The 13,136-nt window shown below is 41.2% G+C and carries 8 protein-coding genes; 5 read left to right on the top strand and 3 right to left on the bottom strand.

Annotated elements, in window-relative coordinates:
- Positions 1-12: 12 nt before the first annotated feature.
- The 3 genes from M2448_RS09120 to M2448_RS09130 all read right to left on the bottom strand — a co-directional run bounded on the left by M2448_RS09120 (position 13) and on the right by M2448_RS09130 (position 5,699).
- Entirely contained in the window at positions 13-858 is an 846-nt protein-coding gene (locus M2448_RS09120) for a glycoside hydrolase family 16 protein (protein WP_280645850.1), read from the bottom strand.
- 91 nt (positions 859-949) lie between these two features.
- Positions 950-2,497: a RagB/SusD family nutrient uptake outer membrane protein gene (locus tag M2448_RS09125; protein WP_280645851.1), complete on the bottom strand. Its 1,548-nt coding sequence runs from the start codon at positions 2,495-2,497 to the stop codon at positions 950-952.
- Positions 2,498-2,519: 22 nt separating this feature from the next.
- A complete protein-coding gene (locus tag M2448_RS09130) occupies positions 2,520-5,699 on the bottom strand; it encodes a TonB-dependent receptor (protein ID WP_280645852.1) in 3,180 nt (1,059 codons plus the stop codon).
- 313 nt (positions 5,700-6,012) lie between these two features.
- Between M2448_RS09130 and M2448_RS09135 the strand changes: the two genes are divergently transcribed.
- The 5 genes from M2448_RS09135 (at position 6,013) to ftcD (ending at position 13,063) form a co-directional block, all read left to right on the top strand.
- Positions 6,013-8,856 (top strand): triple tyrosine motif-containing protein, encoded by a 2,844-nt coding sequence (locus tag M2448_RS09135; protein WP_280645853.1) that lies wholly within the window; start codon positions 6,013-6,015, stop codon positions 8,854-8,856.
- A gap of 192 nt (positions 8,857-9,048) precedes the next feature.
- The gene (locus M2448_RS09140; RefSeq protein ID WP_280645854.1) at positions 9,049-11,034 is read left to right on the top strand and encodes a urocanate hydratase; all 1,986 of its coding nucleotides are present in this window, start codon (positions 9,049-9,051) and stop codon (positions 11,032-11,034) included.
- Between the two features lie 2 nt (positions 11,035-11,036).
- Positions 11,037-11,873 carry a hypothetical protein gene (locus M2448_RS09145; RefSeq protein ID WP_280645855.1) on the top strand — a complete coding sequence of 279 codons (837 nt, stop codon included), beginning with the start codon at positions 11,037-11,039 and terminating at the stop codon, positions 11,871-11,873.
- A gap of 3 nt (positions 11,874-11,876) precedes the next feature.
- Entirely contained in the window at positions 11,877-12,137 is a 261-nt protein-coding gene (locus M2448_RS09150) for a hypothetical protein (RefSeq protein WP_280645856.1), read from the top strand.
- Between the two features lie 23 nt (positions 12,138-12,160).
- Positions 12,161-13,063, top strand: a complete 903-nt coding sequence (gene ftcD, locus M2448_RS09155) for a glutamate formimidoyltransferase (RefSeq protein WP_280645857.1) — start codon at positions 12,161-12,163, stop codon at positions 13,061-13,063.
- Positions 13,064-13,136: the final 73 nt, after the last annotated feature.

The raw sequence follows: 13,136 nt of genomic DNA on the forward strand, positions 1-13,136 counted from the left end.
GATCTCTATAGCTTATTTTTGATATACTCTTACATAATCTATTTCGTAACGCGCCGGGAATATGGCGGGATCTACTCCTTCGAGGCCGCCCCAGTCTCCTCCTATGGCAAGGTTTAGCTTGAGGTAGAAAGGTGCGTTGAACGGCCATGTGGTTTTATCATTCTTCTTATCGTTTTCGAATGTGAAGTAGTTATTGCCATCTACATAGCCTTTTATATAGTCCTCTGTCCATTCCAGTCCGTAAACATGAAATTCGGTTTCGGCATTCGTTATGTCCAGAGTTGCTGTTTTTTCTGTTTTAATGGCATGGTTATATGTTTTTGTGTGTACAGATGACTGTGTAACATCGGGTCTGTAGCCTACATATTCCATGATGTCTATTTCACCGTCGAGCGGCCAGTGTTGGAAATTTTCGGGAAGCATCCAGAATGCAGCCCATGTACCCTTTCCTCCGGGAACTTTGGCGCGCATCTCGAAATATCCGTATTTCCATGATTTTTTTGTGTTCATGCGGGCGGATATGATATCCGAACCCTGATATGGCACTGTTAATTTGTGTGCTGTAATGATAAGAGAACCGTTTTCTATTTTGGCGACAGTATCGTTCTCATATACACGGTCGACATAGTTTTGAAGCTCATGATTTCCCCATCCATGATTTCCTGTTTCGAATGACCATTCATTATTAGGCAGAGGTAATATTCCATTTTTAGGTGAGTCGTTGAACTCATCTTGCCATACGAGTTTATAACCTTTTGGGATATAGTTCTCTTCCGGATTAGAAGGGTTTTCCTTACTGCTTTGCGCACAGGCTGTGCATAGAAACAGAGATATAAGAAGGGAATATATGATTTTCATGGTCTTGGTTATTAGAGATAATACAGGCTGCCCGGTAAGAAAAGCCTTGCGCAGGCAGCCTGAATATAATAGTTAGTGAAGTGTGATCTTCTTAATACGGATTTTGAGCAAGAGAGCCTTTAGATGCTTCGATCTCTCCTTGAGGGATCGGAAGGTGTTTTTTGTTCTGTGTCCACTGAATACGCTCCGGTATAGCATCTGCGCCACTTGGAAGTTTTCCTCCTTTTGGTTTCAGTACTTCGGCAGCTTTATCGAAGCGAACTAAGTCGAAATAGCGTTTTCCTTCACCTACGAACTCCCGACGGCGTTCAAGCAGAATATTGTCAAGGTTAGCAGCGATAGAAGACACTCCGGCACGGGTACGAATCTGATCAAGATAACCTTGTGCCGAGCCATCACCTGTACGTAATGCTAGTTCTGCAGCATTCAACAATGTTTCGGCATAACGGTAGATGCGAAGATTGTTGTCCCAGTTGAGGTTGCTGTCTCCTGTTGCACCGGCACTTCCACCGGTACGGCCTAAATATTTTCTCAGGAAAAAGCCGGTATCCTGATAACGTCCTTTATATTTAACGTCTATACCTTTAGTTGCATTTTCTGCGATGTATTTCTGTATATTGAGGATGCCTGCGTCACGGCGTTTGTCTCCTTCTTCGTAGGCATCGTAAGCTTCTTTAGCAACAGGTTCAAATCCCCAGCCACCTTCAAATTCAGGGCTATTGCTTAGCTCATTAATACCGATCATGGACGGAAGTACTGTTCCTCCGGTAGCTTCAGCATCACCCCAAGTCCTTTTACCTCCTTGAGATATATAGTTGATGTCGAAAATAGTCTCATTATTCCACTCATATGCTGATTCCCATAGGTTTGCAAATGGCTGCAAAGAATACTGCCCCGAAGTAATAATGCTCTTCATATAACCTAGCGCCTTGCTGTATTTCGATTCGTCTTTCTGATTCATTACAAATTCGGCATATATCATTGCCCCCATAGCCTGAGTTGCCCGTCCTGCCCATTTTGCATCCGATTGTTTCATTGGCAGTACGTTACTATCAAGTACATCTGCCAGATCAGCTTCTATCAGATTATAAATTTCGTCAGCCGATTTCTGTTCTGCTATATAAGGAAAAGTAAGGTTTGTATCATAATAAGGAACATTTCCCCATAATTTCCACAATACGGAATAATACCATGCACGTAATACACGTGCTTCCGCTATATACTTCGCTCTGTCGGAATCAGACATTTCCATCTCGTTTGCATATTGTATGATGAGATTCGAACGGTTGATACCTGTATAGCTGGCACTCCATGCTCCGTCAATCGAATTGTTAGGGTCAGATTTGTACTGTGAGATCAGGTGTATCTGCCCTTGGTCACTGGTATTCTCTCCTCCTACATATACGTCATCGCTCATGGAATCAAAAACAAAACATAATGGTGCCCATCCTCTGTAATAATCATACCATTGCATAGGTTGGTATGCTGCAGTTACCGATTCCATAATACGGCTATCTGAATTGTAATATCCATCTACTGGCAGCTTACTTGATGGTTCGACAGATAAGAAATCGTCTCCGCATGAAGTGACTCCGAACATGGCCAGAGCAATACCACAAGTTATTATTATTTTTTTCATATCGTTTATCTTTTTCTATGTATTAAAAATTAAGATTGAAGCCAACAGTAAAGGTGCGAGCCTGTGGATATATACCCTTGTCGATACCACTTGATCTTGAATCGTTATAAGCAATTTCCGGATCAAACCCTTTGTAGCTGGTAAATGTCAATAGATTTTCGGCTGCTACGTACACTCTCAGGCTGGAAATAAATGCTTTACTTGTTAATGCTTTTGGTAAGGTGTAACCTAATTGGATGTTTTTCAGGCGCATGTAAGAACCATTCTTAATATAAAGGTCTGATACACGGTTATTATCATTATTATTTGTCCATGAGAAACGAGGTATTTTATTTGAAGTACCTTCTCCATGCCAGCGACCCATCATTTCTTCAGGAAGATTTGAGTAGCTTAAATCTACTCGGCGGGTTGCATCAAAAATATCGTTCCCTATCGTTCCCGAAATCAGCATGCTGAAGTCGATATCTTTCCATGCAGCTTGGAAGTTGAAACCGTATGTCCAATCCGGAGTTCCTTTTCCTATTTTGGTCTTATCTTCATCGCCAATTGCTCCATTATTGTCATAATCTACAAATATTACATCCCCCGGTTGCGCATTCGGCTGTAGTTTTTCACCCTTATCATTTACATAAGCATCGATCTGGGCTTGGTTTTGGAAAATACCGTTTGTTTTGTATCCATAGAAGTACGGGTATGTCTGGCCATTTTCGGCACGGCTTACATTTCCTATTATGTGTACGTGGTCATACATTTCATATCCATCTGCATTACCCAGTTTGATTAGTTTGTTCTTCAGGTAGCTGAGGTTTAATCCTGTTCTGAAATTCCAGTCCCCTGCTCCAAATTTATAGCCCAGATCCATTTCTATACCTGAGTTTTCCATATCTCCGACATTACCCCATGGTAGTGGTGCTCCCAGATAGTTAGGAACGCTCATTTGTTTCAGCATACCATTGGTTTTCTTTTTGAAGTAATCAATAGAGAATGTTAATGAATTTCTTAAGAAGCCAAAGTCAAGACCTGCATCATACTGTTCAGACTCTTCCCATTTCAGGTCAGGGTTTGGTGTTCCTGTGGGTCTACTACCTCCAGTGATGGCTTGGTTAGCCCCTCCTCCAAACACGTAGTTGGATCCCATCTGAGCGTAAGCAGTGTAGAGGAATGGGTCAATCTTTTCATTACCATTTTTACCCCATGACAGGCGCAGTTTAGTGCTTGTAAGCCAGTTTGGACGGTCTTCCATGAATTTTTCGTTTGTGATATTCCATCCTACAGAAACAGAGGGGAATGTAGCCCATTTGTTATTTGGACCGAATTTTGAAGAGCCGTCACGGCGTATAGTGAACTGTAACATATAACGTTCGTCATAGTTGTAGCTCAAACGTCCAAAATATGAGGCCAATGTTTCAGGATCAAATTTTCCGCCTTCTGCCATTTGTTTTCCGTCTGAAGCTAATCCTGTAGTAAAGTCAAGATTTGCTTTATCTCCGTCCAGTTCTATCATGTCTAATCTCTCTCCTTTAAGGCGACGTCCAGTCGTTTCTTTTGCCGACTGCCCCAAAACTACTGCAAATGAATGGCCATTAAACGTTTTGTCATAAGTCAATACATTTTCAATTTGCCATGTTGCTTGACGGTTCATCTCCGACCATACTTTCGATTTATCATTTTTAGCATCATATGCTAAATAATTAGGTCGACTCCATCCATCAGTACCGTAAAAAGCAAGGTCGGTACCATATGATGTTTTAAACTTCAGGTTATCCCAGACAGATAATTCGGCAAAGAAGCTAGCAACAAATTTGTCTGTATTGTATTTTTCTCCCGGTAGAGATAGGTATGCCAGCGGGTTAGATAGTTCGTTGAAGCCTCTGTCCGGAATATTCAATAATTTGCCGGTTTTAGCATCTCTTATAGGGCTGCCATATATACTTGTATCAATACCATGTTCTTTTATCAAATCTGCTTCATTGTCAGCATATACACTCATTAATGGGGAAAGAAAAATTGCATTACCTAATGCTGATCCGGTAAGGCTGTTTGTTTCTATAGTTGTATTGTTTATGCGGGAATAGGATGCATTTACACCGATCACCATTTTCTTCAACCAGTTACGGTCTTTGCTTTCGTCAAACAAAGTATAATTGGTATTGGAGCGCATGGTCATACGTTTGTAGTTCGAGCGTCCGTAGTCTCCACCTACAATACCTTCCTGATTGTAGTAGCCCAGTGATAAATAGTAGTTTATCCTGTCTGTAGCTCCACTTACACTTATCTGGTGATTTTGCACCGGTGCATCGTAGTTGAATGTTTCTTTTTGCCAATCGGTTCCTTTTCCGTATTGCTCGGGGTTTTGATAAATTACCTTCGCATTTTCGGTATAACTACTGGCTTCATTCATCAAGGTAGCATATTGGGTTCCATTCAGCACTTTACGTTCTTTCCAAGGACGTTGCCATCCGTAAGAGAAATCATAAGTAACTTTTACTTTTCCCTGTTTTCCACTTTTAGTTGTTACCAATACAACCCCATTGGCTGCACGCGTACCGTAAACAGCACCCGATGCCGCATCTTTCAGTATTTCGATGGATGCAATATCGGCCGGATTCAGGTAATCGATACCACCATCGACAGGCATACCGTCGATAATGTAAAGGGGATCTGAATCATTAATTGTACCTGTACCACGCACGCGGATTTTAGCCGATGCCCCCGGCTGTCCGGAAGAAGTAGTTACCTGTACACCCGAAACAAGACCTTGCAGGGCATTGTCTACTCGTGGTGCAGGAGAGCTAGCCAGATCATCAGCTGTAATCTTACTGATAGAGGCCGTTACTACACTTTTCTTTTGCACACCATAACCTACCACAACTACTTCGTCCAGCATTTGTTGTGATGTTTTCAAGCCTACGTTCAGTGTAGCTCCGCTTGCAATATGCTCCTGAGCGTCGTATCCTACATAGGTGAAAACAAGTGTTGCTCCCTCGGGTACTTTAATGGAATACTGACCGTCTACATCGGTCATTGTTCCGTTAGTAGTCCCTTTTTGGGCGACTGACACTCCAATTAATGTTTCTCCTGTTGCTGCATCAGTGACAACACCTTTTACATCGGTCGTTTGTCCGAATACAGTCAGAGAAGAAAAAAGAAATAGAGGAAGAATGATAAATAACACTTTCCAAAAGAAGGGTTCTCTCTTCATGATTGTTAAATTTAAGGTTGATTAAACTTTTTAATTTATAGTTAGATCTTTGTGAAGATTCTGATGCAAAACTACAGAGTTATTTTTGTTTTTTAAAGAAATTTAATACATCAAAAACTCAAATTATTTGCATTTCGAATACTACATCACTACTACATCTAATTTTTAATATGTTTATAATGAGTATTTTACTTAACAATATAATTCTCTTTGTATTTTTTTCAGTGAAATATTGTATATTTGAATTGTGGTAGACAAAAAAAGTAAAAGGTGTATAATACAAAAACATCTTATACTACACTAACATAGGTTTATGCAAAAAACAAGACATTTATCTATTCTTATCGTACTATTGTTCTTATCCGTATCGGGATATTCTTCCCCTATTTGGCAACGGAAGGTAGTCAACTATGAGCGAAACCAGTATGAGGCAGGGCCTCAGAACTGGATGATAGATCAGGCAGAAAACGGATGGATTTATTGTGCAAATAATAACGGACTGCTTGAGTTTGATGGGGTCAACTGGTCACTTTATCCGATCAGGAACCGTATTCTACGTTCACTGAAAATATATGATAATAAGATTTTTGTAGGAGGGAGTTCCGAGTTCGGTTATTTCGCTCCGGACAATATGGGCTTTCTGGTCTATAAATCCTTGTCGGGCAAAGTGAAAAATTGGGTAGGAGAAGTCTGGAAAATACTGATTGGGGAACAGAATATATATTTTGTAAGCGATAAGCATATTCATATATATAATGGCACTGAGGATATACAGACAGTGACTGTGGATAAAAAAATAGACTGCTCCAATATTATCGATGGTAGATTGTATGTAGGTACTCCCGATGGAATCTTCTATTTGACGAAAGGGAAAAAGATTCAATTTCTGGCATCGTCATCTTCGTTGGTGTCGCGAAAGATAGTGAGTATTTTGCCTTATGATGGTAAATTGCTCATAACAACAGCGCAATTCGGCTTATATATATTAGATGACGAGAATATTCAGAAAGTAAGTTCGGCAGCCAATGAGTTCATTGCGAAAAATCAGTTATTCAGTACATCCATACTTGGCTCGGTAGTTGCTTTGGGTTCGGTACAAAACGGAGTTTTTATGTTCGATCTTCAGAATCCATCATACAGAGAGTCGTATAATTTGGATAAGGGGCTGAGTAACAATACAGTGCTCAGTTCGTTTTTCGACAAGGAACAGAATCTGTGGCTCGGGCTGGATAAGGGGCTGAGCCTTATCGATCTGAATACTCCGATGCTCTATCTCTTTGCCACAGTGTCTCCTATAGGGACAGGCTACTGCTCTGCTACCTACAATAATGAACTTTATCTGGGTACCAATCAAGGGCTCTACAAATTGAATCCGGACGGAAGCTATAAATTGATAGCTAACTCAGAGGGACAGATATGGTCTATGGTATCATACGATAATTCTCTTTTTTGTTCGGGAGATAACGGTATCATGGTTATTTCCGGTAATAATGTTTATAAGATTGATGTTCCCAGTATATGGGAACTACATCCTTTGGGTATAGATAAGGATAAGATGATAGCAGGAACCTATTTCGGCTTGTATGTTATAGAGAAGAGAAACGGCAGGTGGGAACCTTCACACAGAGTAGAGGATTTCAATAATTCCAGCAGAGGGTTTATGCAGGATGACGAGGATGCATATAGCTTTTGGTTTGTCAACAATCAGCAGAAAGTAGAAAAAATAACCTTCGATAAGAGATTCGGAAAGATTATAAACAAAAAGCTATATACGCTTGGTGTCCGGGGCACAAGTGAGAATCTATTCTTCAGGCGGATCGACAATAATATGATCGTCTGCGGACTGGACGGTATTTATCAGTATAGCCGTATTACGGACAGCTTTATTCATTACGAACAATTGGAGTCAATGCTGGAAGGGGCTATATATTATGAATATTTGTCGATTGATGAAATGAAGAATATCTGGTTCGTATCAGATAAGAAGCTTAAGATATTGAAACACTCTGTCGGCGGATATAGTGCTCCTATATACAATTGGGGATTGTCAAATGAACTGATAACCAATCATGAGAATGTGTATTTATCTGATTCCGCATCTGCGATAGTTTCGGTAGACAATGCCTTTATAAGGATCGATCTGGCTAAGTCTGCCCATAACTTGAAAAATATAAAGACATATATAAAAAGTCTTACCAGTAGCCGTAACGATAGCATCCTTTGTAACGGGCAGGCAATAAAAGACATATCGATTCCATATTCCCTCAACTCTATAAAGATATATTATGCTGCTACAGATTTTACGCAGACGTCAGATATTCTGTATGTGTACAGGCTGAAAGGCCTGGAAGAAGAATGGAGTATTCCTTCACCGGAGGCGTCCAAAGAGTACACAAATCTACCTGAAGGAAGATACACTTTCGAGGTAAAAGCATTTGTTAACGGTAACACTGAATTTACAAATACGGCAACCATTACTTTTACGGTCAGCCCGCCTTGGTACAGGTCTCCTTTGGCATACAGCCTTTATTTTATGTTGATAGTACTGCTTTTGTTTCTGTTATACAAAAAGACAATAAGCAAACAAAAGAAAATTATTCTTCAGAAAGGGGAAGAATTGATAGCCCAGACAAAGCGGCACGAAGAAGAAACCAAACAGAAAGATCAGGAGATATATGCGCTTCAAAATGAAAATCTTAAAAATGAACTGCACTATAAGACGCAGGAAATGAACGGCTATGTTCTGAATATTATAAGGAAGAACGAAATGCTGGAAGAAGTGAAAAAAGATGCGCTTGGTATATCGAAAGCTATTGATGAAGAAAAGCAACTGAGTATCATCCGTCAGAAGGTAATGAGGCTTATCACTCAAATCAATAGTAATATAGAACATGATGTTGACTTTCAGGTGTTTCAGTCTAACTTCGACCTGATTCATCAGGATTTCTTCAAGCTTCTTGATGAAAGATTTCCCGATTTGAGCCGTAACGAGAAAATTCTATGTGCATACCTGAACATGAACCTGTCTTCGAAAGAAATTGCACCACTCTTAAATATTTCGGTACGTGGGGTGGAAGTAAACAGGTACAGGCTGCGCAAAAAAATGAATCTGGACAGGGACGTTAACCTATCGGAATTCCTCCATAATTTGAAATAATCTTCTGACATTTTGATATAGTACATAGCGGATACCTTCGGTTATTCGCTATCCGCTATTTATAAAAACTCATTTTTGAGGATAATAAAAATGTTTTTGTCTAAAAAATATGTTGCTAAATAGTATAAATATTTTTTATGTAAGCAATATAAATCTTATCTTCGGGAAGTTGTTTTTAATAATCGGAAGATCATGGAAATAAGACTCAGCGATATATTACCGGACTATCCCTCATTTGAAGAAGGAATACGCCGCGCACCCGATCGGGGTTATAAACTCACCCCTAGTCAGACCGAAACCGCACTGAAAAATGCTTTACGGTACATTCCTAACGAATTACATAAGACTCTGGCACCGGAGTTCCTCGAAGAACTGAAAACGCGCGGGCGTATCTACGGTTATCGTTATCGCCCGCAGGGAGATATCTATCCTAAGCCGATAGACCAATATAAAGGCAACTGTATAGAAGGTAAGGCTTTTCAGGTAATGATAGACAACAATCTGTGCTTCGATATAGCCTTGTATCCTTACGAGTTGGTAACTTACGGTGAAACAGGTCAGGTTTGTCAGAACTGGATGCAATATCGGTTAATAATGCAATATTTGGAGATACTCACCAGTGATCAGACACTTGTGATAGAATCGGGACATCCGCTCGGGTTGTTTAAGTCAAAACCCGATGCCCCACGCGTCATAATTACTAATTCTATGATGGTAGGGATGTTCGATAATCAGGCCGATTGGGAGATTGCAGCGCAGATGGGAGTTGCTAATTACGGGCAAATGACTGCCGGAGGCTGGATGTATATAGGCCCGCAGGGAATTGTGCATGGTACATTCAATACTTTGTTAAATGCCGGACGCTTAAAGCTAGGCATACCTCAGGATAAGAATCTGGCAGGTTACCTGTTCGTTTCTTCCGGCTTAGGAGGAATGAGCGGTGCACAGCCTAAAGCCGCCGACATAGCAGGAGCAGTATCTATTGTAGCCGAAGTTGACTATTCCCGTATCGAAACACGGTACAATCAGGGGTGGGTGCATCATATTGTATCAGACGAAAGAGAGGCTTTTAGGCTTGCCCAAAAAGCTCAAAGGGAAAAACGCGCATGTTCTATTGCCTTTCACGGTAATATAGTAGATTTGCTCGAACATGCGGAGATCAACAGAATACACATAGATCTTCTTTCCGACCAATCATCATGTCATGCGGTATATGAAGGAGGGTATTGCCCGATGGGTATATCTTTCGATGAGCGCACAAGGCTGTTGAAAGAGGACAGGGATAGATTCCGCATGCTGGTAGATAAATCTTTATGGCGTCATTTTGAAGTTATCAGGAAACTTGTGGCTTCGGGTACATATTTTTTCGACTATGGGAACTCATTTATGAAAGCCATATATGACTCAGGAGTAAAAGAAATATCCAAGAACGGAATAGATGAAAAGGACGGTTTTATCTGGCCTTCGTATGTAGAAGATATCATGGGTCCCGAACTATTCGACTATGGCTACGGGCCTTTCCGCTGGGTTTGCTTGAGCGGAAAGCACGAAGACCTTATAAGAACTGACCGTGCAGCAATGGAGTGCATCGATCCTTTGCGAAGGGGACAAGATAAAGACAATTATGATTGGATTCGCGATGCGGAGAAGAATCAGTTGGTTGTCGGTACACAAGCGCGAATCCTGTATCAGGACGCACTGGGACGGATGAATATTGCCCTGCGCTTCAATAAGCTTGTGCGCGATGGAGAAGTAGGGCCTATAATGTTGGGGCGCGATCATCACGATGTAAGCGGTACAGATTCTCCTTTCCGCGAAACGGCTAATATAAAAGACGGCAGTAATGTAATGGCCGATATGGCTGTACAGTGTTTTGCCGGTAATGCGGCACGAGGCATGAGCCTGATTGCACTTCACAATGGAGGGGGTGTCGGTATAGGTAAATCCATAAATGGAGGTTTCGGATTAGTTTGCGATGGCAGCGAACGAATCGATGAGATTATACGTTCATCTATGTTGTGGGATGTAATGGGAGGCGTGGCACGCCGATCATGGGCACGAAACGACCATGCAATGGAAACCTGCGAGACATTTAACCAATCACACCAGAATGAAGGTTATCATATAACTATGCCTTATGTAGCAGATGAAGACCTTATAAAAGACCTTTGTAAATAGAAATGAGAAAATTAATAGTACTTATACTTGCTGCTGTTTCTTTGACAGCTTTCTCCCAGACAATAGATTTAGAACGGAAGGCAATAGATATCACAGCAGAAGGGAAACTCCTTCACCGGCTGGAGATGGCGGCGTGGTATGGTTCGGATATTTTCATGGATAACTTTAAGGAGAAAGATCGGATAGGTGGTTACTTCTCATATATAGATAAAAACACCTCCAAATGTCTCTTCTTTTCTAAAGATGAAAGTCCCAAAGTACTTGGAGTCGTTTCATTCGGGGATATAAGTCTGGTGGAAACGGCAACCATAGATTTCAAGGAAAGAGATTTTAAGGACAGCGAAAAAGACCTTTACCTTATACGTACAAAAGCTTTGACTGAGATAAGAGAGGACTCTTTATTTAAGACTTATAGCAATTCCAACCTGAACCTGATTCCGCTTCTCGATAACGCAGGGGGAAAAGTATATGTACTGACAGGGCCTAAAAATGCAGGAGTGATACTCTTCGGAAACGATTATCTTCTGACATTCGACAAACAGGATAACCTGATAGATAAACAGCAGATACACCGCAATCTGATCCCTATACGATTCGACGACGAGGAGAAAGTCGATACTTCTGTGCATTTCCATGCTCCCGAAACCGGAGATTTTATAACCCCTACAGATGTTTGTACATTGATGCTGTATGCCAAATTCGCCAAATGGAAATACCATGTAGTGGTTTCCCGAGATTATGCCAGTGTATGGGATTGCGAGAATGAGATGCTAAGGATAATGACCAAAGAAGATTTTCAGAAAGTAGAACATGAATATTTTGGAGAGGAGGGTAGATGAAAAATGACTTTCACTGAAAAGAGAATATATGATGCTATCGATGAAATCCTGTGGAAAGATTGGGATCCGATAGGTATCAACGACAATGAAAATATACGGGACGAATACAGGTCTTACACACCTTATGTATTCCGGCTGAAAATGACGGGAGCTGATGCCGTAAAGATCGCGGAGCACTTGCATGGGCTGGTTCTGGAAAATATGGGGATGCAGAGCGACCTTGAACATTGCAAAGCCGTTGCCCGCAAGATATACAACGTATAAACAAAGAAACTAAATATAATATCATGAGTTCAAACAAAATTGTGGAGTGCGTGCCTAACTTCAGCGAAGGTCGCGATTTGGAAAAGGTAGAAAAAATAGCAGGAGCTTTTCGTGCAAAAGAAGGAGTGAAACTATTGGATTATAGTACCGATAAAGATCATAACCGTATGGTAGTTACAGTAGTAGGTGAGCCCGAAGCCTTGAAAAAAGCTGTGGTTGAAGCTATCGGAATCGCTGTGGATATTATTGATCTTACCAAACACACAGGACAGCATCCGCGTATGGGTGCAGTAGATGTTGTGCCGTTTATCCCTATCCGCAATGTGTCGATGGAAGAAGCCGTTGCCATGTCGAAAGATGTAGCGAAAGCTGTTGCCGACCGTTACGGATTACCTGTGTTTCTGTATGAAAAAGCAGCGTCTGCGCCTTATCGTGAAAATCTGGCAGCCATCCGCAAAGGGGAGTTTGAAGGACTGAAAGAAAAAATGACACAAGCTGAATGGAAACCCGATTTTGGACCAGAGCAGCCACATCCTACTGCCGGAGGTGTAGTCATAGGTGCACGTATGCCGTTAGTCGCTTACAATGTAAATCTGAATACCGATAAACTTGAAATAGCTGATGCTATTGCCAAAAAGGTGCGTTTCTTAGGCGGTGGTCTTCGTTTCTGTAAAGCAATGGGAGTAGAACTTACCGACAGGGGAATCGTACAGGTGTCGATGAATCTCACCGATTTTACCAAAACGGCAATTTACCGCGCTCACGAAATGGTGCGTATGGAAGCTAACCGTTATGGGGTGACTGTGGTAGGTGCAGAGATAATTGGCCTTGTCCCTATGGATGCGCTGATAGATACGGCTGCATACTATCTGGGACTGGAAGATTTCTCTACAAAGCAGGTTCTTGAAACTCATTTGATGGAGTGAGCCCCCTAGCCCCCGGAGGGGGAATGATAAACAAAGAAAAATATGAAAGAAAAATCTCCTTTATATACAGAAG

It is taken from the genome of Dysgonomonas sp. PF1-14 (assembly GCF_029892965.1).
GTDB lineage: Bacteria > Bacteroidota > Bacteroidia > Bacteroidales > Dysgonomonadaceae > Dysgonomonas.